This is a genomic window from Rhodococcus sp. G6(2025) (genome assembly GCF_058628105.1).
The window spans coordinates 1-25,139 of sequence record NZ_CP179750.1 but is presented as its reverse complement, the minus strand read 5'-3'; the positions used below and the strand labels follow the sequence as shown (position 1 = coordinate 25,139).

Below are 25,139 nucleotides of genomic sequence, written 5' to 3'. Positions count from 1 at the left end.
CGGGCGGCTGCAGGATCGGTGGGCACGGTCTCCGGCATCTGCGAATCCTTTCGTTTCACGGCTTGTACCAGGGGTATCCCGCAGGCAGATGCGCACCAGCGCGAGGATCCGTTCCGAGGAGCAGACATGACCGCCAGACGTATCGTCCACCGCATCGCCGTCGTCACGTTTCCGATCGCCGCCACGGCGGCTCTGCTGACGGCCGGCCCCGCCGGCGCCGACCCGCCGCACCCGTTCGGCGGACCGGCCCTGACCATCGGATGTCCGAACCAGGGCAGCCTGATGTCGTTGACGGCGCTCACCGGACAGTCCGGGCCGGAGGCGTCACCGCCCATCGCCGACGGCGACATCCGGTTCGAGTCGCGCCCCGCCGCGCCACCGATCCCGGCGGCCGCGCAGGTCACCGTGGCCTGGGTCAACACCGACAGCGGACGTTCGGGGATCGTGAACCTCGGCGGCGTCTACCCCTTCCTGTCCGCGACGGTGAACACCGGCGTCGGGAACGTGGTGGCGACGGCGTTCGGATCGATCAACTTCGGCAGCAGCCCGATCTGCCAGGCGAACCCGGCCATCGGCACGTTCATTGCGTGAGTTCGGCCGTGTTGCAACCGAACCGGCGCCGATAGTCGGCGGGCGCGACGCCGACCACCCGGTTGAAGTGGTGGCGCAGAAGCGCGCCGGACCCGAATCCGCTGCGTCTCGAGATCGCCTCGAGACCGAGGTCGGTGCCCTCGAGTAGCTGCCGCGCGTAGAGGACCCGCTGCGTCGTCAGCCACTTCACCGGGGTGGTGCCCGTCTCGGCCGCGAACTTGCGGGCGAACGTGCGCGTCGACATGGACGAGCGGGCCGCGAGCTCGTCGATCGTGTGCGGCAACTCGAGGTTTTCGCTCATCCACGCCATCGTCTCGCTCAGGCTGTCCGACGTGCACGCGACCACCGGCTGCTCGATGAACTGGCGCTGTCCCCCGTCGCGCTGCGGCGGCACGACCATCCTGCGGGCGATTGTGTTGGCGACGGTGGAACCGAGCTCCCGGCGCACCACGTGAAGGCACGCGTCGATGCCTGCTGCGGTGCCCGCACTGGTGACGAGGTTGCCCTCGTCGACGAACAGGACGTCGGGGTCGACGGTCGCGGTCGGGAACCGGGTGGCCAGTTCCTCGACGTACTCCCAGTGGGTGGTGCACTTGCGCCCGTCCAGCAGCCCCGCCTCCCCGAGCAGGAAGACACCCGAGCACAGACTGAGGACGATGGCACCGGCATCGGCGGCGCCGCGCACCGCTTCGAGCACCTCCACCGGGAAGTCGGACTGCGCCCCCGGCGGTGGCACCACGACGAGATCGGCGTCGCGCAGGGAATCCAGTCCGTAGTCGGCGGACAGCGTGAGTCCCGGCGTGATCGACGCGAGCGGTTCGCCGGGACGGATCCCGCAGATCCGGAAGTCGAACGGCGGAACCCCGTGTGCGGTGCGGTCGATTCCGAACACTTCACAGACCACCCCGAACTCGAACATCGAGACACGGTCGAGGAGGAGCGTTGCGACCTTGGAGATCATGAACCCCAGTCTAAGTGGCGATATCTTGCCGGACCATGTCGAAACGGCCAATCATTCGCGGACCGGCCCGCAGATCGACACGAGCGCGCGCGCCAGCGTGGCCTGGTGCAGTGGGTCGAGGCGCTGTTCGGCAGTCACCGCGACCGCGGCGTCCACCAGAGCGGGCACGCAGCCCGGACCGGCGAGCACGGCCTCCTGTTCACGCAGCTGCAGCAGAATATCCGTGTTCTGGCGGTCGATCACCGGACGGACCTGCGTCAGGTCGGGCCGGACGGTCGGCGCCGCGCCGGGTGCGACGCTCCACCAGCCGAAGAGGGCGCGCTGCACCTCCTTGTTGGCCTCGATCTGGTCGCGGAAGATCTGCTGCACCCGCCCCGCACTCAGACCCTCGTCGGCCGCCTGCGAAGCCACCGCACCCAGGACCTGGGCCTCGCGCGCGGGATCGTCGATCGGTGAGGGCGTGCCCCACTTGGCGGCCGCCACCGCGTCTGCCGTGGCGAGGCGCAGCGAGACCGCCAGGGCGATCGGTTCCAGGGGACGGGTCTGCGCACCCGCGGGCACGGCACCGCCTACCGCCAACATCGCGAGCATCACCGCGGCGGCGACCGCGCGGCGGGCGACTGCGGGCCGGACCGGGGTCATGGTGCGAGTGTAGGGCCGGTCAGTCGTCCAGCCCGGCGACTCCGCGTTTCCAGTACCCGGTGAACAGCGAATCCATCCGGTCCCGGCTCCACGCGCGTAGAGGCTTGATGTCATTCGCCTCGCCTGCCGCGAACAGGAAGCAGCGGCAGTCGGGCAGCGCGAGCGACTGCACCGTCGACGCCAGAGCGGACTCACCGCCGTGGCGCACGAGCCACGTCACGTCCACGTTCTCGCGCACGGCCAGCGGGTAGCCGTGCTCGACGTCGTCGTCGGTCTCGATCACAACGTGCGCCGAGACGTCGGCCGGGGACTCGTCGAGCCACCGCGCGACCGCCGGCAGCGCGGTGGAATCGACCGCGAACACGTAGTGGTCGAAGTTGTGGGCGAAGGCCTTGGCGCCGGGCGGTCCGGCGATGGTCACCTCGTCGCCGACCGCGACCGTCGTCGCCCAGGAGGACGCGAGCCCGCCGTCGTGCAGCACGAAGTCCAGGTCGAGTTCGCGGGCCTCGGCGTCGTAGCGGCGGATGGTGTATTTCCGCGTGGTCGGGAGCGGTCGCGGCCAGTCGAGCATCATCGCGTCGTTCACCACGGGCACGCGGCGGGTGCCGTCCGGATCGGGGAACACGATCTTGACGTGATCGTCGGCCTGATAGGTGTGGAACCCGTCGAGTCCGGGGCCGCCGATAGTCAGACGCACCATGCGGGGTGTGACGTACTCGCGTGCCCGGACCGTGACCGTGCGGACTCCGATCGGGTAACCGATTCGTGCGGTTCCCTCACCGTTCCGGTGGTGGGATGCGACGCGGCTGCGCGGCTCGAGGCGTTCACGGGCTCCGGGATCGAGTGCGGTCATGAAGTAAGGGTAACCTCACCCCACTCTGGTCCGCACAGCAGTGTGCCCCGGACTCTTCCGAATCCGGGGCACACCGTTTCTGTATTCGTACTTGTGGAGCCTAGGAGATTCGAACTCCTGACATCTGCCTTGCAAAGGCAGCGCTCTACCAACTGAGCTAAGGCCCCGTTACCTCGTGCCACACCTCGTTGCCGCGGAGCAACTTGGACAGTCCGATCGCCACCAGCACTCCGGCTCCCACAAACAGGAGGACCTTCATGCGAATGACCTTTCACCGGCACCAGGAGTGGGCCTAGGAGGACTTGAACCTCCGACCTCTTCGTTATCAGCGAAGCGCTCTAACCGCCTGAGCTATAGGCCCCTGAAGTCTGGAAACTCATCTCGCGCAGTTCCCTGAACCGAGTCGGAAGATTACCCCACCGGACCGGCAACTACCAAAACCGGTCCGGCGAGACGCTCTTTTCCCAGCTCAGCCCCCGTCGTTTTCCGCGTTCAGTCCCGGTCGGCGAGCGTCACTTCGACGCCCCCGACGAGGTCGGAACACAGGTTGTAGATGAAGGCGCCGATCGTCGCCAGCGCGGTGAACAGCACCATGTTCGCGAGACCGATGACGGCGGCGTATCCGAAGACCTGACCGGCCGTCACGAGCCCGTCAGAGCTCGACTCCGCGACGATATCGGTGAACGCGTTGTTCAGCCGGTCCCACACGCCCATCCCGTCCAGGACGATGTACAGCAGACCGACGGCCACCATCCACACGAAGAACAGCGACACCGAGATGACGGACGAGATCTTCAGCGTCGACCACGGATCGATCTTGCGGACCTGCACCGTCGCCCGGAGCGCCTCGCCCTCCTCGACCCGCTGCGGGGCCACGGCGATCTTCGGCTGCTGACCCGTGGCCGCCGCCCCCGGTAAGGGGTGCTTGGCCTCGGACAGGTCCGGCATGTCCTTGGGGAGCACGTCCCGGTTGATGTGCCGGGTGGGTCCGTCGATCGCGGACGCCTTCGCCTTCGCGGCCTCCCGCTGCGTCACGGCACCGGCCGCGGCTGCGCCGGATACCGCACCGACCGCTGCGGTGGCCGCGGTCGAGGACGGTGTGCGATCGGAACCCTGCTTGGGCGCGGGCTGGCCCTTCGCCGGCGCCGACGGGTTCTGTGCGGGCGCCTTCTGGGTGGGCACGGCCTGGGTGGGCGCACCCGCGTTCTGCGCGCCCTGGGGTCGCTGACCCTGCGCCTGGGGCTGCTGCGTCTTCTGCGTCGGAGCGGTCTGCGGCTTCTGGACGTCCTGGCCGCCGGGAGCCTTCGCTGCCGCGGCACCCGCCGCAGCCGCTGTGCCCGCGCCGTTGGACGCGTTCGGCTGACCCTCTGGGCGCGGAGCCTGCTTGGCACCGGCCCCGCCCTGCACGGGCCGCTTCAGGTTGGTCTGCGGCTCCCGCTGCATTCCGCGCTGCCACGGCGGAGCCTGATTTCCCCGAATGGACTGCGCACCCTCGGTGGGAGCACCACCCGCGGGAGCCCGGTTGCCGGGTGCCTGCTGCGGCGGGCCCTGATGCCCGGGAGCCTGCTGATTCGGAGCGTGACCCTGCTGCGGCGGCACGGACCGTCCCTGCGGGGTCTGCGTCCGCGGACCCTGATGCTGGGGCGTCGACGGAGACCGGGCCGGATCGGCCGGAGCCTGCCGATCCGGTCTCGCGTCGGGAGCGCCGCCCGGCCGGGCAGCCGGCCCCGCCTGAGCGGGACCACGACCGGCGGACGCCTGCGGCCCCTGCGGCGCGGAACCCTGCTGCGGGTTCGGTCGCGCCGACCCGTTCTCGGGAGTGCGGGAGGCCTGCTGCTCGGTTTTCGCCTGATTGGCGGAACCCGGGTTCTGCCGGTCACTGCCTGGCTGGTTGGGAGTGCTCACTAGGACTCCTTAGCTCCTTTGCCGCTGCTCTCGGCGTTGTCGTCGGGTTCGTCGGGTTCGTCGGCATTGCGCGCGATCGCGAGCAGGGTGTCGCCTTCCCCGAGGTTCATCAAACGAACGCCCTTGGTCTGCCGACCGGCCTTGCGGACCTGCTTGGCGGCGGTGCGGATGACGCCACCGCCCGACGTGATCGCGTAGAGCTCGTCGTCGTCGTTCACGATGAGCGCTCCGACCAGGGTGCCACGTTTCTTGTCGTATTGAATCGTGAGTACACCCTTTCCGCCGCGACCCTGGACCGGGTAATCCTCCATACCGGTGCGCTTCGAGTAGCCACCCGACGTCGCCACCAGCAGATAGGTGCCTTCGCGCACGACATTCAGCGACAGCAGTTCGTCGTCGCCGTTGAATCGCATGCCCTGGACACCGGACGTGGCGCGGCCCATCGGACGCAGCGCCTCGTCGGTGGCGGAGAAGCGGATCGACTGTCCCTGCGCGGAGACGAGCAGCAGGTCGTCGTCGGAGGAGCAGAGCACCGCGCCGACCAATTCGTCCTCGCCGCGCAGGTTGATGGCGACGATGCCGCCGCTGCGGTTCGAGTCGAAATCGGTGAGCTTGGACTTCTTCACCAGACCGTTGCGGGTGGCGAGAACCAGGTAGGGGGCGTCCTCGTACGTCTTGATCTGGATGACGCTCTGGATGCGCTCGTCGGGCTGGAACGCGAGCAGGTTGGCCACGTGCTGTCCGCGGGCCGTGCGGCTCGCCTCCGGCAGCTCGTACGCCTTGGCCCGGTACACGCGGCCCTTCGTGGTGAAGAACAGCAGCCAGTCGTGGGTGGAGCTGACGAAGAAGTGCGAGACGATGTCGTCCTGCTTCAGCCCGGCGCCCTGCACGCCCTTGCCGCCGCGCTTCTGCGAGCGGTACAGGTCGGTCTTGGTGCGCTTGGCGTAGCCGGTCTCGGTGATCGTGACGACGACGTCCTCGCGGGCGATCAGATCCTCGTCGGCCACGTCGCCGTCGGCGGCGATGATGCGGGTGCGGCGGTCGTCGCCGTGCTTGTCGACGATCTCCTTGAGCTCGTCGCGGACGATCCGGCGCTGACGCTCGGGCTTCTCGAGGATGTCCTTGAGGTCGGCGATCTCCAGCTCGATCTCGGCGAGTTCGTCGATGATCTTCTGACGCTCGAGGGCGGCGAGGCGACGCAGCTGCATCGCGAGGATCGCGTCGGCCTGGATCTCGTCGACGGTGAGGAGCTCGATCAGCCCGGCCCGCGCGATGTCGACGGTCTGCGACGCCCGGATCAGCGCGATGACCTCGTCGAGGGCGTCGAGGGCCTTCACCAGTCCGCGCAGGATGTGAGCGCGTTCCTCGGCCTTGCGGAGCAGGTACTCGGTGCGCCTGCGGATGACCTCGACCTGGTGGGCGACGTACAGCCGGATCATCTGGTCGAGGCGCAGGGTGCGCGGCACGCCGTCGACGATGGACAGCATGTTGCAGCCGAAGCTGGTCTGCAGCTGGGTGTGCTTGTACAGGTTGTTGAGCACGACCTTCGCGACCGCGTCACGCTTGACGGTCACGACGATGCGCATACCCGCGCGGTCCGAGGACTCGTCGTGGATGTCGGAGATGCCGGCGATCTTCGCGTCGCGCACCTGCTCGGCGATCGACGTGATCAGGTTGTCCGGGTTCACCTGGTACGGCAGCTCGGTGATGACGATCGTGGTGCGCCCCTTGGCGTCCTCCTCGATCTCCACCACACCGCGCATGCGGACCGAACCGCGTCCGGTGGTGTAGGCGTCGTGGATGCCCTGGCCGCCGACGATCAGGCCGTGCGTCGGGAAGTCGGGTCCCTTGACGCGTTCCATGACCGCGGTGAGGGTGGACTCCTCGTCGGCTTCCCAGTTCTCGAGCGCCCAGTAGATGGCCTCGGCGACCTCCCGCAGGTTGTGCGGCGGGATGTTGGTGGCCATACCGACGGCGATGCCGCCGGAACCATTGATCAACAGGTTGGGGATACGGCTGGGGAGAACTGACGGTTCCTGTGTACGACCGTCGTAGTTCGGGGTGAAATCGACCGTCTCGTGGTCGATCTCACGCAGCATTTCCATGGCCAGCGGAGTGAGCCGGCACTCGGTGTATCGCATCGCGGCGGCGCCGTCGTTGCCGCGGGAACCGAAGTTGCCCTGGCCGTCGACGAGCGGGTATCGCAGCGACCACGGCTGCGCCATGCGGACGAGCGTGTCGTAGATCGAGGCGTCACCGTGGGGGTGGTAGTTACCCATCGTCTCGGCGACCGGTCGCGCAGACTTCACATAACCGCGATCGGGCCGGTAACCGTTGTCGTACATCGCGTACAGAACGCGGCGGTGCACCGGCTTGAGGCCGTCGCGCACGTCGGGCAGCGCCCGGCCCACGATCACGCTCATCGCGTAATCGATGTAGCTGCTCTGCATCTCCTGCTGAATGTCGACGGGCTCGATGCGGTCGTGCCCCGGTCCCTCCGGCGGCAACGTTGTGTCAGTCATGAGCTCCTTCTTCTACTCGGCTTGACGTCTCCTCGCGGACTCGCGGTCCTGCACGACGTCGCGCAACCACCCGAGTCTATAGGTGCAGGTCAGCTGTGAGGGTGAAGGACTCGGGTGCGCTCATGAATCGGTGCCGCAGGAGTCGTCCGTTCTACTGGAGTTCGAGCTCCCTGCCCTGGGTTTCGGCGGCGAGGGATTCGGCGGCGAGCATGTCGGCCTCGAGTTCGAGCTCGGCGGCGACGCGGTCGGGCGCCATCAGCAGGGCGGTGATCGGGATCGTGACGACGAGCATGCCCAGCACGAAGACGGGGAACAGGATCGAGAACACTTCGAGCCCGTCCGGGCGCGCCACGGACGGGTCGACGGTGACGCTCAGCCCGAACACCCCGGTGTAGTGCATGGCCACCAGTCCGGCCGCCACGATCACCGACGCCACGAGTCGCAGCGTGCGGGACTCGAGGGCCGAGATCGACCACATGATTCCGGCGCCGACGACCAGGCCGATCACGGCCGACGCCGCCGTCAGCACGATGTCGGAGTCCACCGAACCCTGGATCTCGAGGGAGGCGACGATCGCGAGGTCCATTCCGGTGAAGCCGACGCCGAGGAGTACCGCACCGCCTGCGAGGCGGCCGATCTCCACCGATGCGCTCGGCAGCCGGTGTTTCGTGGGCGGCGGGCTGATGATCAGCAACGCCACCGCGGCGGCCGCGACGGGCACCACGAACGAGACCGCGATCCACAGGACGTCGTAGCGCACCACACTGCCGTAGACCTCGAACCCGACCATCGCGATGTAGTGCGGCAGCCAGGCGCCGATGCCGCCGATGGACAGCGCACCCCACGCCAGCCAGAGGTACCGCTGCCTCGGATTCGGCGCGGTCACCGCCTTGCGGGCGCTGGCGATACCGACGAAGACGCCGATGAACGCCGTGACCGCGGCGAGGGCGACGATCCACGTGCCCATGGAGAAGTGCTGCAAGTCGTCCGACATGTTTCGAATCCTCAGTACGCGGCCGTGTGGAGCTTGGTCAGTGCGTATTCGGTGATCGCGACCAGTGCGCGTTTCGCCGATTCCCGGTCACGCGCGTCGATCGGGATGATCGGCACCTCCTCGGAGATCGCGAGGGCCGCACGGATGTCCTCGATGGGGTAGCGCGGGGCGTCGTCGAATTCGTTGATCGCGACGAGGAACGGCAGCTGCCGGGCCTCGAAGAAGTCGACGGCCGCGAAACTCTCGTCCAGCCGGCGGGTGTCGATCAGGACGATCGCCCCGATCGCACCGCGGATCAGGTCGTCCCACATGAACCAGAACCGGTGCTGACCGGGGGTTCCGAACAGGTACAGCACCAGGTCGTCGGCCAGGCTGATGCGACCGAAGTCCATGGCGACGGTGGTCGTGCCCTTCTGCGGTGTCGCAGCCAGGTTGTCGACGCCGTCGCTGGCGTTGGTCACGAGCGCCTCGGTGCGCAGCGGGACGATCTCGGAGACCGCCCCGACCAGCGTGGTCTTGCCGACGCCGAACCCGCCGGCGATCACGATCTTGGTCGAGGTCACCCGATTGCGGGGATCAGATTTCGCGAAGTCCACTGAGGACCCTTTCGATGAGTTCACGACGTTCGGAGTCGGTCGAGTCTTCCTTCAGGGTGGCCAGGATCTGCAGATGACCGGCCTCGACCAGGTCGGCGACCAGGACGCGTGCCACCCCGAGGGGGACGCCCACCCGGGCGGCGATCTCGGCCACCGAAGGCGACTGCTGACACAACGCGACGATCGCCGCGTTGACGTCGTCGAGTTCCCACTGCCGGTCCACCGACTGCGGCAGTGCCTGAATCAACGCTTCGAGCGCGAGCTCGACCGCAGGCCGGGTCCGGCCCGACGTCAGCGAGTACGGGCGCACGATGTTCGGGCCCGGCTGCTCCGAGTGGTGGTCGTTCATGGGCATGGGCTGGTCAGAGACCCTGCGGGGTGCGGGCCGTGGCCTGCACCGATGCGCCGACGCGGTCGACCAGGATCGCCATCTCGTAGCCGACCTGCCCGATGTCGCACTCGGCGTCCGTGAGGGTCGCGAGGTGCGAGCCGTCGCCGACGCTCATGAGCAGTAGGTACCCGTGCTGCATCTCGACCACCGACTGCAACACTCCGCCGCCTTCGAACAACCGGGACACACCGGCCGACAGGCTGGCCAGCCCCGAGGTGACCGCGGCCAACTGCTCGGCCCGGTCGATGGGGAGATGGGCGCTGGCTGCCATCAGGAGACCGTCCGCGGATACGAGCACGGCGTGGGAGACACCGGGCACGTCACTGGCGAAGTTCGACACCAACCAGTCGAGCGGTCGCGTGACGTCGGATCCATGAGCGGTGTTCATCGGTCTCCTTCAATGCTGTTACGTTCCGCGAGCCTCGTGGCCCTGCCGTTTCGGACGCCCTGCTGGTGACGACTGAGATTCGCGCGAATTGTCTCAGGGTCACGCACCCGGCGCAGTGTCCCCGTATTGTGCGCGCCTTCGACCGTGCCGGGCACCAGCCGGTCGCCGGGACGCCGCTTCGGCAGTCCGATCTCCGGGTCGACCTCGACGGGAGTCTCGCTGATCCGTTCCGCGGCCGACCATCCGGCGTCGCCGGCGGAATGCCAGACGCCGGGTGCGCCTTCGGCGCCGGTCGGATCGGTCAGCCAGTCGGACACCATGTCGGAGAAGATCGGGGTGCCGCCGCCGGGGCGCGGTGTGGCCTCGGACGGTGGCGGATCGATCCGCGACTGGAAGAACGACGCGGTCTTCGCCGAGTTGGTGCGGTAGCGGTGTCGCACCGGTGCCTGGTCGTCGCCGTTCGACGACGGGGGCGCCGGCTGCTCCGCGGTCCGCGCCTCGATGCGGTTCTCGCTGCGGGGTGCGTGCGGTGCGTGCTGCGGCTGCGATTGCGCCGGTGCCGTCTCCGGGGTCGTCGCCTGCGGCCGCCGCACGGGCAGCTTCGGCATCGCCCCGGATCCACGGACGTTGACGGTGTCCTGAGACTGCGCGGCCGGTGCCCCGGCCGACGATCCCGCGCCGGCCGCGATGCCACTGGCACCGGGCTGACGTCGGGGCAGGCTCGTGCCCGACGCCGTCGTCACCGCACCCGCAGGTGCCGGGCTCGGCGCGGGCGGAGGAGCGGACGGGGTGCGGGTCGGCAGTCCGTTGCGGGTTGCCGGCTGCTGTCCGTTGTCCTTGCGCGGTGCCGGGGCCGCGGGTGCCGGAATGGCGGTCCGGACCGGTGCCGCGGGGATCTTCCGTTGCGGTCCCGTGTCCTGCCGGGCGGCCTGCGACACGATCAGCGCATTCGGGATGTGAATGCTCACGGTCACGCCCGGGTTGCGGGCGGTGTCGAACGTCGACCGCAGGCGCACGGTCAGGCCGTGACGCTTCGCGAGCCGGCTCACGACGAACAGACCCATGTGGCGGGCGGTCTCGGGACCGACCTCACCACCCGATGCCAGCCGCTCGTTGACGGCGCGCATGTCGTCGGCCGGGATACCGATACCGCGGTCCGCGATCTCGAGCAGCACCCCGCCGTCCACGGCGCGAGCAAAACTGAACGTTACGACCGTGTCGGGCGGCGAAGCGCGCAGCGAGTTGTCGACGAGTTCGGCGAGCAGGTGCACGACGTCCGTGACGACGGTGCCGCTGAGCGCGCCCTCGGGGGTCGCACCCATCTGCACACGCTGGTAGTCCTCGACCTCGGAGATCGCGGCACGCAGCACGTCGCCGAGCGGGATCGGCGCCGCCTGCGAACGACGCACGCGGGTGCCGGCCAGAATCAGCAGGTTCTCACCGTTCCGACGCATACGCGCGGCCAGGTGGTCGAGCCGGAACAGGCTCTCGAGTCGCTTCGGATCCTTCTCCTCGAACTCGAGATTCTCGATCAGGCCGAGCTGCTGGTCGACGAGCGACTTGCTTCGGCGCGCGAGCGTTTCGAACATGTCGTTGATCTGCAGGCGCAGTTGTGCCTGCTCACCGGCGAGCTTGAGTGCCTGCCCGTGGATGTCGTCCACGGCGCGGGCGAGCTGGCCGATCTCCTCGGAGGAGTGCACGGCCACCGGCTCGAACGACAGTGCCCGCGGATCGTCACTGGCCTTGATCTGCTCGATCGCCTCCGGAAGGTCGCGGCGGGCGGCCTTCAGCGCGCCGTACCGCAGGCGGCGGATCGGACCGATCAGCGACCGCGACACGAGGAGCGCGAGGACGAGCGCGGCGAGCAGGGTTCCGAGGACGATCGCCGTGTCACGCAGCGCGGCGGACCGGGTCTCGGCCGCGCGGACCTGCACGGTGGACGCGATGTCCTTCGCCGCTTCGCTGGTCAGCTCCTGGTAGACGTCACGGCTCGCGATGAGCGAGGAGCGCAGCTGCAGGATGGGCAGCATCCCGCCGCGCGCCGCGTCCGCCAAACCCTGGTCGATGAGGGCGTTGCGGTCGTTGATGTTGTTTCGCAGCGTCTCGAGACGGGCATCACCCTTGGGGTAGTACCGGTCGAGGACGTCGAGGAGGCTCGATTCGGCGCCGGCGGCCGCGACGACGGCCGAGGTGGGGATGTCGCCCGTGCGGGCCTTCTCCCGTCCGTCGGGACCGGCGTAGACGTCCTTCACGATCACGAGGCCCATGGCCTGTTCGAACAGACGACGCTGCGCCTGCCACGCGTTGGTCAGCTGGTAGCCCTTGTCGACGACTTCGCTGTCTTCGATGGGACGCACGATGTCGTCCACTTCGCGGATGAAGTCCGCGGCGAACGCGCGCTGGCGTTCCGCGAGGAGGTCGGTGGCGACGCCCGGGGAATCCATCAGATTCAGGAGGGCGCGGCCGTCCGAGACGGTCTGGTTGATGGAACTCGCGACGGCGGGATCCAGTTCGGGGTTCCGGGCCTGTTCGGACACATCGTTCATCAGGGCTTCCGCGTCCTCGCGGTCCTGCTTGGTGAGGGTGCCCGAGGCGTAACCACTGGTCACGGTACCCATCGAGGCCTCGAGGGCCACGATGTCCGGGACGACGACGATCTGGTCGGCCGCCTCGGTGAAGTGGACGGCGTTACTCAGCTCGCCCTGCACACGGAGCCCGCCGAGCACCATGGCGACGGTGACGGGAACTGCGAGAACCGCGGTGACCTTCCACCGCAGGCCCCAGCCCTCGATATCCCAGAACTTTGCCCGGGGCGGCGAATCGTCGCTCATCCCACGCTTCCTTTCCAACCACTCATAGCTTGTCGCTCTGTGCTCGTGACCGCGTCTGCGGCGGGACAGTCGTACCGGTCCGGACGACACGCGTCGACAGAGGAAAGTGATCGATCAGTTGCGCTGTGCGCAGCGCTGCCCGACGCACCGATTTCCGAATGTAACGAGTTCATCACATCCCCATGGGGAACGTTCTTACCACAGAAATTCCCCGATCCTTACTTCTAAGTAACATGCGCACCACCGATCCCAGACGTTGCCGTCGCGGGGTGGATCAGCGGACCAGGCTACACAGAATCGCGGTTCACAGTCGAGGACGGATTTCTGCGCGACCCGGTCCCGCAACCGGCCCAGACGGGTGCAGCCACCGGGGTCTTCCGACCGCCGGTGGCTGCATGACATCCGTAATCTCTTGTGCCGGATACCTAGACGTCGAGGAAGCGGACGTCCTTGGCGTTACGGGTGATGAAGCTTCGCCGGGCCTCGACGTCCTCACCCATGAGAACGCTGAACAGCTCGTCGGCTGCGGCTGCGTCGTCGAGCGTCACCAGACGCAGGACGCGCACCGTCGGATCCATCGTGGTCTCCCACAGTTCCTTGGCGTTCATCTCGCCGAGACCTTTGTAACGCTGGATGCCGTCGTCCTTGTTGATCTTCTTGCCGGACTCGAGGCCGGCCTTGACCAGGACGTCGCGCTCGCGGTCGGAATACGCGAACTCCGGCTCGCTGCGCTGCCACTTCAACTTGTACAGCGGGGGCTGCGCCAGATACACGTGGCCGTGCTCGACGAGGGGCCGCATGAAGCGGAACAGCAGCGTGAGCAGCAGCGTTGCGATGTGCTGGCCGTCGACGTCGGCGTCGGCCATCAGCACGATCTTGTGGTACCGCAGCTTCGCGATGTCGAATTCGTCGTGGATGCCCGTGCCGAACGCGGTGATGATCGACTGGACTTCCGTGTTCTTCAGCACACGGTCGATGCGTGCCTTCTCGACGTTGATGATCTTTCCGCGCAGCGGCAGGATCGCCTGGTACATCGAGTCGCGGCCGGACTTGGCCGAGCCGCCTGCGGAGTCGCCCTCCACGATGTAGATCTCGGACTTGCTCGGATCGTTGGACCGGCAGTCGGCGAGCTTGCCCGGCAGGCCGCCGAGGTCGGTGGCGCTCTTGCGGCGCACCAGTTCGCGGGCCTTGCGGGCGGCGACGCGGGCCTGCGCCGACGACACCGCCTTGTTCACGATGGTCTTCGCGTCGGCCGGGTTCGCTTCGAACCAGTGCGACAGGTGCTCGTTGCTCGCCTTCTGGACGAACGACCGGACCTCGGTGTTACCGAGCTTCGTCTTCGTCTGACCCTCGAACTGCGGTTCACCAACCTTCACGGAGATGATCGCCGCGAGACCCTCACGAATGTCGTCACCCGTGAGCTTCGGGTCCTTCTCCTTGAGGAGCTTCTTGTCGAGCGCGTACTTGTTGACCGTCGCCGTCAGAGCGGAACGGAAGCCCTCTTCGTGGGTGCCGCCCTCGTGCGTGTTGATGGTGTTCGCGAACGTGTGGACCGACTCCGAGTAGCCGGAGTTCCACTGCATCGCGATCTCGAGTTCGTGGCCGGTGCCCTTCGCGGTGAATCCGACGACGGAGTTGTGGATCGGCTGCTTCGTGCGGTTGATGTGCCGCACGTAGTCCTCGAGGCCGCCCGGGTAGTGGTAGACGCGGGTCTTCACCTTGTGCACGGCAGGCGCATGCGCCTCGGCGGACTCGTCCTCGGCGGTCTTCGGCGCGTCGGCGACCTGGCTGACGACCTCTTCGGTGACCTCGGCGTCGCTGACGCGCTCGTCGGTGAGGGTGATCGTCAGGCCCTTGTTGAGGAAGGCCATCTCCTGGAGGCGGCGCGCGACCGTCTCGAAGCTGTAGACCGTGGTCTCGAAGATGTTCGGGTCGGCCCAGAACGTGACCGTGGTGCCCGTCTCCTTGGTGGCTTCGCCCTTGACGAGTTCGCCCGGCTTCGAGTCGGTGTACGTCTGGTTCCACTGGAAGCCGTCACGCTTGATGTCGACGTCGAGCCGGGTGGACAGCGCGTTGACGACGGAGATACCGACACCGTGCAGACCGCCGGACACGGCGTAGGAGTCGGAGTCGAACTTGCCGCCGGCGTGGAGCTGGGTGAGGACGACCTCGACGGTGGGGACACCGGAGGCGTGCATCCCGACGGGGATGCCTCGACCGTCGTCGACGACCTGGACGCCACCGTCTTCGAGCAGGGTGATCTCGACCTTGGTGGCATGGCCGGCCATGGCCTCGTCGACGGAGTTGTCGACGACTTCCCAGATCAAGTGGTGGAGACCGCGTTCACCGGTGGAACCGATGTACATACCCGGTCGCTTACGAACAGCTTCGAGTCCCTCGAGGACGGTGATGGAAGAAGCGCCGTAGTCCTTGCTGGAGGTGCTTTTGTCTGACTTCTGGGCAGCCACGGGTGGGTAGCTCTCCTTCTCCGTCCAATGCCCGACGCAGGCGCCCACCGCCCTGGTCGGGCACGCGGGAGACGAGAATCGGGAATCTTGCCGCTAGTTACCTCGGCCATCTTACTGGTACGTCAGCGCCAGGAGCGGGCTATGACACCCCTGAGCGCCCCGTAGACGAATTTTCAGGGCGTCTCGGGAGTGAAAACCTAGGCAGAAGCGCTCTCGGACGGGCCGTCGGGGAGATCCGCCCACCGCCGGTCCTCGATGTCCAGCACGAACTCCGCGGCGAGTTGCGCGATGTCCTCGGCGTGCGAGATCGGCGACCAGTGCCCGGCGTCGACCTCTCGACGCCGCAGGTCGGGCGCCCATTTCTCGGTGTCCTCGTAGCCGACGGGCCGCACCGCCTTGTCGTTCTTGTTCAGGATGAGCTGGACGGGGACGTCGGTGTGCCGCTCGCGCGGCCTCAGCAGACTCGTCCGGATGTTCGCGCGGTACAACTTGAGACCGTTCACCATGTCGTCCGCCAGCGTCGGCGCCGGACGCACCAGCGCGGGGTCGAGGCGGTCGAAGAACTTCAGGAACGCCGGCCAGTGCCGGGAGAACCACAGCCGCAGCGGCAGCGTCGCCAGGCCCGGGATCTGGAACAGCACGGTGTAGCCGGACGCGACGGCCTGCGCGAGCGGCCCGCCGAAGCTCCGGTCCGAGATGCGACGGCGCATCCACTTGCCGAGGTGATCGAGGTTGGGCCCGGAGACCGAGGTGAACGACGCGATCCGTGCGCGGGCTCCCGGTTCGCAGACCGCCTCCCACGCCTCCACCGATCCCCAGTCGTGGGCCAGCACGTGCACCGGCCGGCCCGGGCTGACGGCGTCGATCACCGCGAACAGGTCGCCGGCCAGGGCGGGCAGTCGGTAGTCCTCGACCCGGGTGGGCACGGTGCTCCGGCCTGCGCCGCGGCTGTCGTAGCTGACCACCCGGAACCGTTCCGTCAGGAACGGCACCACCCGGTTCCACAGGTCGTGGGTGTCGGGCCAGCCGTGCACCAGCACGATCGTCTCGCCGTCGGGGTTGCCCTCCTCGAACACGGCGAGTTCGACGGAACCGTTGGTGATCCGCCGGGCGGTACCGGATGTGGATGGAGTCATGGTGGGGTCCTCTGGTCGTGCGGGTTCGGGTACGGGATCGACGGTGGGAACTACAGATCGAGGACGAGACGGCCGCTGTCGGCGCGGGACACGCAGATCAGCATCTCGTTCTCCTGCTCGGCGTCGGTGAGCCGCGTCTCGCGGTGATCCGGGGTTCCGGACAGCACCTTCACCCGGCAGGTGCCGCAGAATCCCTGCTGGCACGAGTACCCCACTCCGGGCATCGTCTTCTTGATCACCGTCAGTGCGGATTCGTCGGCGGGGACGGTGAGCACCTCACCGGTGCTGAGAAGCTGCACTTCGAATTCGGTGCCGTCGAGCACCGGCGGTGCCCCGAAGCGTTCGAAATGCAATGCGGTGGCGGGGCTTCCGGGGAACGCGCGGCGTACCGACTCCAGCATCGGTGTCGGTCCGCAGCAGTAGACGGCGCCGCCCGGCGCGGCACGCTCCAGCAACTCCCCGGCGGTCGGCAGACCGAACTCGTCGTCGGGTCGGATGAAAACCCGTGACCGATCGAATGTTTCGATCTCGTCGAGGAACGGCATCGACTCCCGCGACCGGCCGGAGTACACGAACTGCCAGTCCATTCCGAGGTCGCGCGCCGCCCGGACCATCGCCAGGATCGGCGTGATACCGATTCCGCCGGCGACGAAGAGCGCACTCCCCTCGCCGACGAAGGGAAACCCGTTGCGGGGCCCGCGCACCGTCACCGGGGTGCCGGGTTCGAGCGCGTGCATCTCGAGGGATCCCCCACCGCCCTCGGGGATCCGGCGGACGGCAACACTGTAGCCCGTGCGGTCGGACGGGTCCCCGCACAGCGAGTACTGACGTCGCAGCCCGGACGGCAGGTGGAAGTCGAGGTGCGAACCCGGCTGCCACGCAGGCAGTTCCGCACCGTCCTCGGCTTCGAACCGCAACTGGACGACGTTCTCGTCCCGTGCGACGACGTCGCGTTGGGAGACAAGCAGTTTCATCGCCACGTCCGGGTTGTGACCGGCGACGCCCGGGTTGTATTCGTATGCGGTGAGAACGCGGAGGTACTTGGCGGCCACGGCCTCGGTGATCCGCATGGCGCGGTCGGGGCGCGGTCGCCCCTTGATGTCCAGGGGAGCGTCGTAGCGGGGCAGGCCCTGCCCGGTGAGCACCTCCCGCACCTGCGACAGCTTCATCGTTCGGCCGCCTGAGCCGCGGGCGAGGAGGCCAGGTACTTCACGGCCTGCGCCGTCGAACCCTCGTTGCTCGGGTGGTACGAACGCGTGAAGTACGTCGACATCCGCTTGCCGAGTTCCCGGGCCGTCGGGAGGGTGCCGCGCTTGCCTGCCGCGAAGAAATCGGTCAGGTGCGGCTTACGCCGGTGCGCCGACCACTGGGCGAGCTCCGGATCGTTGCGCATGAGGAAACGGGTGCCGCGCACCCACAGCCACACGATCACCGGGGTGACGATCACCTGGGTGCGGATCCGCCGGGACTCACGCTTGTCGAAGTACCGCATGACGTCGTATGCGACGGAGCGGTGCTCCACCTCCTCGGCGCCGTGCCAGCGCAGCAGATCGAGCATCGTCGGATGCATGCCGGAGCGGTCGAGTCCCTCGGCGTTGAGCACCCAGTCGCCGAGGAACGCGGTGATGTGCTCGATCGCGGCGATGACCGCCAGCCGCTCGATCAGGTAGTTCTTCTCGCGCAGACCGGTGAGCGGTCGCGGGCCGAGGATCTTGGAGAACGTCCATTCCATCTGCTCGGTGAAGGGTGTCGGGTCGAGACCCTTCTCCTTCAGGTGCACCAGAACGCCGGTGTGGGCGTTGGCGTGCATCGCCTCCTGGCCGATGAACCCGACGACGTCGTCGCGGAGCTGCTCGTCCTCGATCAGCGGCAGTGCCTCTTTGAACGTCTCGACGAACCACTCCTCGCCCGCGGGCAGGAGGAGGTGCAGGACGTTGAGGACGTGCGTGCTGAACGGGTCGCCCGGGATCCAGTGCATGGGGAGGTTCGACCAGTCGAACTCCACGTTCCTGGCCTGCAACAGGATGTGGTCCGGTTCGGGGATCGCGTTCCGGGGTGCAGTCGGGGCGGACATCTCGTTACTCCTTCGTGCCGGCGGCTGCGCCACGACGGAGGCCTGTGGCACAGTTCACTCGAAAACCTGGAGTAACTGTAACACCGGGTAATAGACAAAACCAGGAACCGAACGTCCGCTCCGGCCTATCCGTACGTGTCCCGGGGGCCGCGCCCCCGGATGTGCCGTTCCCCTTTTCGCCAGCTCGGAGCGGTCGGACCGGTGATCCGCAACGACTTCACGACGCCGTCGCCGACGGCCGCGGCGATCTTCGCGAGAATCTGCGACTGCATCATCCGAAGCTGCGTCGCCCAGGCCGTCGACTCCGCGGAGACGCTCAGGATCCCGTCCCGCAGCCCCGTCGGTTCGGCGTGCGCGGCGATGTCCTCACCGACCACCTGCACCCACCGACCGAGGACCGTCCCCTCGGACACCTTGGGCGACCAGCCGCGCTGTTTCGCGATCGCGTTGGTCAGTGCACCGAACGGCTGCGGATCGCGGTCGTCCGGTCCCGGACCCGACCATCCGCGTCGACGCCGGGCGCGCAGGGCCCGGACACCGGTTCCGGATCGGCGGCCCTGACCGACGGATTTTCCGCTCGCCTTCGCCGCGGCACGCGCCTCTTCGAGGGCGCGGCGGGCGAGGTCGATTCCCTTCACCTCCGGTTCGGGGGCCGCAGCCGGTGCGGTGGGTTCGAGATCATCCGTCACTGCGGTCCTCCGGCTCTTCCACGATGTGCGATATCCGTCCTCGGTCGGTGTCGCGGGCCTCCACACCGAATCGGACGGCGTCGAGTTCCTCCGGAACATCTTCCGGCACGGCGGCTGTGATCAGCACCTGTTCCGCGTCCAACGCGACCTTGGCGAGTGCGCGCCGTCGACGACGGTCGAGTTCGGCAAACACGTCGTCGAGCATGAGGACGGGATCGCTGCCGTCCGAGCGCAGCAGGACAAATCCCGCCAGCCGCAACGAGAGCGCGAACGACCACGACTCACCGTGACTCGCGAATCCCTTCGCCGGGGTGTCGCCGAGGTGCAGTTCGAGATCGTCACGATGCGGTCCGACGAGACACACACCGCGCTCGATTTCCTTGGAGCGCATCACGGACAGCTCCTGGAGGAATCGCTCCTCGAGAAACGCGATGTCACCCGCCTCGGGCACTCGAGCCGGTTCGGTGAACTCCGGTGGCAGCGAGGAGCCCAGACTCGAGCGGTAGCGGATGCTCGCGGGCCTCGATTCCGGCGCCAGCGATTGGTACGACTCGGCCAGGTGGGGAGCGAGATCGTGGACGAGGTGGAGCCGCCCGGCGAGCAGCTCTGCGCCGTGTGCGGCGAGATGACCGTCCCAGACCTCCAGCGTGGCAAGGGCACTCGCGCCGTCTTCGCTCGGCCGGCCGCTGCCGCGGGACACCCGTCGCAACGCGCCGCCCGCGGTCTTGAGCAGCGCCGACCGCTGCCGCAGCACCCGGTCGTAATCGGCGCGTACCGCCGCCATCCGCGGAATACGGGCCGTGAGGAGTTCGTCGAGGTAGCGTCGCCGATCCCCCGGGTCACCGCGGACCAGCGACAGATCCTCCGGCGCGAACAGCACCGTCTGCAGAATCCCGAGAATCTCTCGCGGCCGCCGGGTGGGTGACTGGTTGATTCGTGCCCGGTTGGACTTGCCCTCGTTCAACTCGAGATCGACGGTCAGTTCCCGGCCGGCGTTGACGACGGTCGCCCCGGCGAACGCCTGACCGGTACCCGTCCGGATCAGCGGGGCGTCCGAGCTGACCCGATGAGACGACAGGGTCGACAGGTAGCCGAGCGCCTCGAGCACGTTCGTCTTGCCGTGACCGTTGGGTCCGACGAAGACGGTGCAGCCCGGACGCAGGGTGAGACCGAGAGCGTCCCAGGAACGGAAGTCTCTGAGCGAGAGTGCGCGAACGAACACCTACGTTCCAGAACCGGCTTCTGCCTCGCCTGCCGCCGTCTTCACGGCGTGACCACCGAACTGGTTGCGCAGCGCCGAGACGGCCTTCATCGCGGGGGAATCGTCCTGACGGGACGCGAACCGCGCGAACAACGCGGCCGAGATCACCGGTGCGGGCACGGCATGGTCGATCGCCTCGAGTACGGTCCAACGACCCTCACCGGAATCTTCTGTGTAACCGGAGATCTCGGCGAAATCGGGATCCTCACCCAATGCCTTGACGAGCAGCTCCAGCAGCCACGACCGGACCACTGTGCCCTTGGTCCACGCGCGCAGCACACCGTGGACGTCCGTGACGAGGTCTTCCGCCTCGAGCAGCTCGTAGCCCTCGGCGTACGCCTGCATCAGTCCGTATTCGATGCCGTTGTGGATCATCTTCGCGTAGTGGCCTGCACCGACCGGGCCGGCGTGGACGAAGCCGTCCGCGCGCTCACCCTCGGGGCGCAGAGCGTCGAAGATGGGCAGCGCCCGCTCGACGTCCGCCTCCGATCCGCCGACCATCAGGCCGTAGCCGTTCTCGAGTCCCCAGACTCCGCCGGACACACCGCAGTCGAGGTAGCCGATGCCGCGGGAACCCAGCAGCTCACCGTGGACTTTGTCGTCGGTGTATCTCGAGTTGCCGCCGTCGATCACCAGGTCGCCGGTCTCGAGCACCGACGACAGCTCGGTCACCGTGTCCTGGGTGATCTTTCCCGCCGGAACCATCACCCACACGACTCGGGGAGACTCGAGTCGTGTCGCGAGTTCCGCGAGCGACGCCACATCCGTGACCTCGGGGCGGGGGTCGTAACCGACCACCTCGTGCCCGTGCGCGCGCAACCGCTCGCGCATGTTGAATCCCATCTTTCCGAGCCCGACCAACCCGATCTGCATCGTGATCTCCGTCCACTCGTGAGATTTCGTTCGGCAGTGCTGGTTTCGCTTTCGCGAAACCGTCAGCCCGGGAGACGCACCGGCATCAGCAGGTACGTGTACGCGCTCTCCGGCGCCGCGAAGTTGCCGGAATCGTCGGGCTCGATCTCGTCCTCGGTGGCCGGGCGCAGCACGGCGGGGCGGCTGGGGGTCGTGAAACCGAACAGCACCTGCTCGCTGTGCAGCGAGGACAGTCCGTCGATCAGGTAGCCGGGGTTGAAGGCGATCGTGAGCGGCTCACCCTGGAAGACCGCGTTCAAGCCTTCTTCTGCGCGACCCGCATCGTCGCCACCCGCGGAGAGGAGAAGTCCCTCGGTGGAGAACTGCAGGCGGACCTGCGCGCCGCGCTCGGCGACGAGGGCAACACGCTTGATCGCCTCGACGAGCGGAGCGATTTCGACGGTGGCCAGTGCCGTGTGCTCGGACGGCAGCAGCTGCCGGAACTTCGGGAACTCGGCGTCCAGCAACCGGGTGGTGGTGCGGCGGCCGTCGTTGACGATGCCGAGGAGCCCGTCGTTGCCGACCGCGGAACCCGAACCGAGCGCCAGCTCGACCGGCGAAGTGGCATCTCCTGCAAGCGTTTTCGCCGATTCGGAGAGCGTCTTTGCGGGGATGAGGACGGCCGCGGTGGTGTCGGGGTTCGCCGGCGACCACTCGAGTTCACGGACTGCGAGACGGAACCGGTCGGTGGCGGCGAGCACGATCGCGTTGCGTTCGATCTCGACGCGGATGCCGGTGAGCATCGGCAGGGTGTCGTCCTTGCCCGCCGCGACAGCCACCTGACTGATCGCTTCGGAGAACACGTCGGCGGGAATCGAGCCGGTCTGCTGCGGCAGCTGCGGAAGCTGGGGATAGTCCTCGACCGGCATCGTGGGCAGGGAGAACTTGGCGCTTCCGCACGTGATCAGCACGCGGGTGCCTTCGAGGGTCACGTCTACCGGCTTGTTGGGAAGCGACTTCGTGATGTCGGCGAGAAGCTTGCCGGAGACGAGGACCTGACCGGCGCTTCCGACCTCGGCTGCGACCCTGACCTGGGCCGACACCTCGTAGTCGAATCCGGAAACCGTCAACCCTTGCTCGGTCGCGTCCAGGAGAACACCGCCGAGAACGGGGACAGGAGGCCGCGACGGCAGACTGCGAGCGACCCATGCCACTGAATCAGCGAATTCTTCCCGGGAGACACGAAACTTCAGGCTTCCAAGCTCCATCGCCGGGTTGTTCCTCTCGGTAGGCACGGTTGTTCGCCACGGTCGGGCCGTGACCACAGCACTGCAGTCTTTCACAGAGCGGCGATGCATAACCGTATGCCCTCGAGGACGAAGTTGAAAGCGGAACCGTCGCGTCCTCGAGTCGCCGACCGAGGCCTGTGAACCGACGCTGTCCCCAACCCTGTTTTCAAAGAGGTTTTTATAAGAATTAATGAGAAGTACTATTAGGTCCTGTGGAATCTGTGGACGAAGGCGTGTAGCCGCTGGTCCGTCCGCGTCGTCGTGTGGGGAATTCTCGAGGACAAACTCGAGGACCAATCCGGCACCCATGTGGACTACTCGAGGTTGTTCAAAGTTCTGCACGTTCTGTCCACAGAGATTCCACCTCATCCCCACACTTATCCACAGGTGTGCATGCTTTATCCCAGGTCCCGGCGTCGGCGTGTTGCATCGGCGTGTCGTGTCGGCGGGGGTTCGCGCAAGCCTCGAGTAGACCCTCGAGCGGTACCTCGAGGACCCGCTCGAGCCAACCCTCGAGGACCGGCTCGAGGAGCCCCTCGAGTTGCCCGCGAGACTGCGGTTCCCCCGAAACGACCTGTGCCCCCGGTAGGCGAGCTACCAGGGGCACAGGGGAGGCAGGTGTCGGTGACTACCTCTTGGAGCGCTGCTTGATCCGGGCGGTCAGCTCCTGGACCTGGTCGTAGACCTTGCGCCGCTCCGTCATCTCCTTGCGAATCTTCTTGTCCGCGTACATGACGGTGGTGTGGTCGCGGCCGAAAGTCTGCCCGATCTTCGGCAGGGACAGATCGGTGAGCTCGCGGCACAGGTACATGGAGATCTGGCGGGCGGACGCCAGCGGACGTGCCTTACCGGGGCCACAGAGGTCGTCGATGGACATGTTGAAGTACTCCGCGGTGACCGCCATGATCGTCGCCGCATTGATCTCGAGACTCGACGAGTCCGGCATCAGGTCGCGCAGCACCACCTCGGCGAGCGTGAGGTCCAGGGGTTGCCTGTTCAGGGACGCAAACGCCGTCACACGAATGAGGGCACCCTCGAGTTCCCGGATGTTGCGTTCGATCCGGGAGGCGATCAACTCGAGGACGTCGTCGGGCACCTCGAGCCGGTCCATCCGGGCCTTCTTGCTGAGGATCGCGATGCGGGTCTCGAGTTCAGGTGGCTGAACGTCGGTGATCAGGCCCCATTCGAACCTGGTACGCAGTCGTTCCTCGAGTGTCGCCAGCTGCTTCGGCGGCCGGTCGGACGAGACGACGATCTGCTTGTTCGCGTTGTGCAGGGTGTTGAAGGTGTGGAAGAACTCCTCCTGGATACCTTCCTTGCCCTCGATGAACTGGATGTCGTCGACCAGCAGCACGTCGGTCTCGCGGTAGCGGCGCTTGAACGCCACCTTGCGGTCGTCGCGGAGGCTGTTGATGAAGTCGTTGGTGAATTCCTCGGTGGAGACGTACTTCACCCGCATCCCCGGGAACAGCCGCTGGGCGTAGTGGCCGGCGGCGTGCAGGAGGTGCGTCTTGCCGAGGCCGGACGCACCCCACACGAACAACGGGTTGTACGCGCGTGCCGGCGCCTCGGCGATGGCGACCGCCGCGGCGTGGGCGAACCGGTTGGACGAGCCGATCACGAACGTGTCGAATGTGTACTTCGCGTTGAGGCTGTTCCCCCCGGTCGCCGACGGTGCCGGGCCGGACGGGGGCTTCGTGAAGTACGACGGCCAGGATTCGTGGACGCTGGCGAGGGCCTCGCGGTCGTCGTCGACTTCCTCGAAGTCCGTCGTGTCGGAGTAGGGCTGATCCTCTCCGGAACCGAACCGGCGCCTGCGGAACGACCCGGAACTGGTGACGGAGGGCTCGAGGTGGCGAGGTGTGTGGAGAGGTTCCGGTTCGGGCCGGTGGTCCCGGCTCGGCGGATCGGATTCGGGCTCGTCGTCGACCGGGGCCGCGATACGCACACCGAGGCCTTCGACCTGCTCACCGAGATGCCGGCCGAGGGCGTGGAGGATCGGTTCACGGAGATCCCGTTCGATCGCCTCCTGCGCGAAGGGCGACGGAACGGACAGGAGCGCGAAGCCCTGTGCGAGCGTCAGCGGTTTGACGAGCGCCAACCACGCCTTCTGTCCCCTCGTCAGCGGCGGCAGATCGCCGCCGGGCGAATCGGATGTGAGGTCTGCGACGACGTCGATCCAGATCCGTGCGAGCGCATTCGGATCGTCGTTCACGTGGTTCCTCCCCAGTGTGTTCGCGGACTCGGCGCCAGCGGTGCCGAGTCGAGTGTCGGTGCCGTCGTCGAGGTGGAATCGGTAGCTTCCCCGACCTGAGGATGGACCCCGTACGGACCTACGAATATGCCATCTGAACTGTGTTTCCACACAATTATCCACAGATGTGGACAAAGTGCAGACGCCCCCTGTCGAGACGCCGTTGCATGGAGAGGAGTCCAGATCCAGCGCGCTGACCTGCGCTTATGCATGCGAAACCTGGATGAGCGGGTTCACGGACCCGGGAAGTGAAGGGTGTCAACAACCCTCGTGGCGATCCGAAGCGGCACACCATCTGTGCCCTGTGGATGAATTGTGGTGAATATGCAGATGAGAACGGTGAAGTCGAGAGCCGGGCACTCGATCAGGGTTCATCGGCGAGACCATGCATAGACGCTAGCAACAGTGTCGGCAACCTCACAGCGGTTTGGCACATTGGAAG

Annotated in this window: 20 protein-coding genes and 2 tRNA genes; 1 reads left to right on the top strand and 21 read right to left on the bottom strand. The window is 67.2% G+C overall.

Translation table 11 applies throughout. The features are described 5' to 3' along the window. Positions 1 to 126: 126 nt before the first annotated feature. Positions 127 to 591, top strand: a complete 465-nt coding sequence (locus ACLIVD_RS00110; protein ID WP_283334698.1) for a hypothetical protein — start codon at positions 127 to 129, stop codon at positions 589 to 591. Here the strand turns inward: ACLIVD_RS00110 and ACLIVD_RS00105 are convergent. The 21 genes from ACLIVD_RS00105 to dnaA form a co-directional block, all read right to left on the bottom strand. After that, a complete protein-coding gene (locus ACLIVD_RS00105; RefSeq protein ID WP_491931703.1) occupies positions 581 to 1,552 on the bottom strand; it encodes a helix-turn-helix domain-containing protein in 972 nt (323 codons plus the stop codon). The genes ACLIVD_RS00110 and ACLIVD_RS00105 overlap by 11 nt on opposite strands. Before the next feature lie 51 nt (positions 1,553 to 1,603). After that, complete coding sequence (locus ACLIVD_RS00100; RefSeq protein ID WP_491931702.1) at positions 1,604 to 2,194, bottom strand: chorismate mutase; 591 nt, start codon at positions 2,192 to 2,194, stop codon at positions 1,604 to 1,606. Positions 2,195 to 2,213: 19 nt separating this feature from the next. Then, positions 2,214 to 3,047 (bottom strand): siderophore-interacting protein, encoded by an 834-nt coding sequence (locus ACLIVD_RS00095; RefSeq protein WP_283334695.1) that lies wholly within the window; start codon positions 3,045 to 3,047, stop codon positions 2,214 to 2,216. A 94-nt stretch (positions 3,048 to 3,141) separates the two neighbouring features. Next, a tRNA-Ala gene (locus ACLIVD_RS00090) sits at positions 3,142 to 3,214 on the bottom strand. A 120-nt stretch (positions 3,215 to 3,334) separates the two neighbouring features. Continuing rightward, a tRNA-Ile gene (locus tag ACLIVD_RS00085) sits at positions 3,335 to 3,408 on the bottom strand. A gap of 131 nt (positions 3,409 to 3,539) precedes the next feature. After that, positions 3,540 to 4,952 carry a DUF3566 domain-containing protein gene (locus ACLIVD_RS00080; RefSeq protein WP_283334694.1) on the bottom strand — a complete coding sequence of 471 codons (1,413 nt, stop codon included), beginning with the start codon at positions 4,950 to 4,952 and terminating at the stop codon, positions 3,540 to 3,542. Continuing rightward, positions 4,952 to 7,474, bottom strand: coding sequence for a DNA gyrase subunit A (gyrA, locus tag ACLIVD_RS00075; RefSeq protein ID WP_280783070.1), 2,523 nt, complete (start codon positions 7,472 to 7,474; stop codon positions 4,952 to 4,954). The genes ACLIVD_RS00080 and gyrA overlap by 1 nt, the downstream gene beginning before the upstream one ends. Positions 7,475 to 7,625: 151 nt before the next feature. Continuing rightward, positions 7,626 to 8,468: an MHYT domain-containing protein gene (locus tag ACLIVD_RS00070; protein ID WP_009476756.1), complete on the bottom strand. Its 843-nt coding sequence runs from the start codon at positions 8,466 to 8,468 to the stop codon at positions 7,626 to 7,628. Between the two features lie 11 nt (positions 8,469 to 8,479). Beyond that, positions 8,480 to 9,064: a GTP-binding protein gene (locus ACLIVD_RS00065; protein WP_283334692.1), complete on the bottom strand. Its 585-nt coding sequence runs from the start codon at positions 9,062 to 9,064 to the stop codon at positions 8,480 to 8,482. Further along, positions 9,045 to 9,419: a DUF742 domain-containing protein gene (locus ACLIVD_RS00060; protein WP_005249095.1), complete on the bottom strand. Its 375-nt coding sequence runs from the start codon at positions 9,417 to 9,419 to the stop codon at positions 9,045 to 9,047. Before ACLIVD_RS00060 ends, ACLIVD_RS00065 begins: the two co-directional genes overlap by 20 nt. 7 nt (positions 9,420 to 9,426) lie before the next feature. Next, positions 9,427 to 9,843, bottom strand: coding sequence for a roadblock/LC7 domain-containing protein (locus ACLIVD_RS00055; RefSeq protein WP_005249096.1), 417 nt, complete (start codon positions 9,841 to 9,843; stop codon positions 9,427 to 9,429). Then, a complete protein-coding gene (locus ACLIVD_RS00050; RefSeq protein WP_491931701.1) occupies positions 9,840 to 12,674 on the bottom strand; it encodes a sensor histidine kinase in 2,835 nt (944 codons plus the stop codon). The genes ACLIVD_RS00055 and ACLIVD_RS00050 overlap by 4 nt, the downstream gene beginning before the upstream one ends. Positions 12,675 to 13,099: 425 nt before the next feature. After that, positions 13,100 to 15,142: a DNA topoisomerase (ATP-hydrolyzing) subunit B gene (gene gyrB / locus ACLIVD_RS00045; RefSeq protein WP_283354575.1), complete on the bottom strand. Its 2,043-nt coding sequence runs from the start codon at positions 15,140 to 15,142 to the stop codon at positions 13,100 to 13,102. Positions 15,143 to 15,339: 197 nt separating this feature from the next. Beyond that, on the bottom strand, positions 15,340 to 16,278 hold the full coding sequence (locus ACLIVD_RS00040; protein WP_477950465.1) for an alpha/beta fold hydrolase: 939 nt from the start codon (positions 16,276 to 16,278) through the stop codon (positions 15,340 to 15,342). A gap of 50 nt (positions 16,279 to 16,328) precedes the next feature. Beyond that, on the bottom strand, positions 16,329 to 17,447 hold the full coding sequence (locus tag ACLIVD_RS00035; RefSeq protein ID WP_283354577.1) for a PDR/VanB family oxidoreductase: 1,119 nt from the start codon (positions 17,445 to 17,447) through the stop codon (positions 16,329 to 16,331). Continuing rightward, positions 17,444 to 18,352, bottom strand: coding sequence for a metal-dependent hydrolase (locus ACLIVD_RS00030; protein WP_283334689.1), 909 nt, complete (start codon positions 18,350 to 18,352; stop codon positions 17,444 to 17,446). The genes ACLIVD_RS00035 and ACLIVD_RS00030 overlap by 4 nt, the downstream gene beginning before the upstream one ends. Before the next feature lie 125 nt (positions 18,353 to 18,477). After that, positions 18,478 to 19,041: a DUF721 family protein gene (locus ACLIVD_RS00025; protein WP_005249104.1), complete on the bottom strand. Its 564-nt coding sequence runs from the start codon at positions 19,039 to 19,041 to the stop codon at positions 18,478 to 18,480. Continuing rightward, positions 19,031 to 20,263: a DNA replication/repair protein RecF gene (gene recF, locus ACLIVD_RS00020; protein ID WP_317570521.1), complete on the bottom strand. Its 1,233-nt coding sequence runs from the start codon at positions 20,261 to 20,263 to the stop codon at positions 19,031 to 19,033. Before recF ends, ACLIVD_RS00025 begins: the two co-directional genes overlap by 11 nt. Next, positions 20,264 to 21,175, bottom strand: coding sequence for a phosphogluconate dehydrogenase (NAD(+)-dependent, decarboxylating) (gene gnd / locus ACLIVD_RS00015; RefSeq protein ID WP_317570522.1), 912 nt, complete (start codon positions 21,173 to 21,175; stop codon positions 20,264 to 20,266). It lies immediately after the preceding gene. Between the two features lie 62 nt (positions 21,176 to 21,237). Beyond that, positions 21,238 to 22,422, bottom strand: coding sequence for a DNA polymerase III subunit beta (gene dnaN / locus ACLIVD_RS00010; RefSeq protein ID WP_005249107.1), 1,185 nt, complete (start codon positions 22,420 to 22,422; stop codon positions 21,238 to 21,240). Positions 22,423 to 23,071: 649 nt separating this feature from the next. Continuing rightward, positions 23,072 to 24,658: a chromosomal replication initiator protein DnaA gene (gene dnaA / locus ACLIVD_RS00005; protein WP_011596259.1), complete on the bottom strand. Its 1,587-nt coding sequence runs from the start codon at positions 24,656 to 24,658 to the stop codon at positions 23,072 to 23,074. Positions 24,659 to 25,139 lie beyond the last annotated feature (481 nt).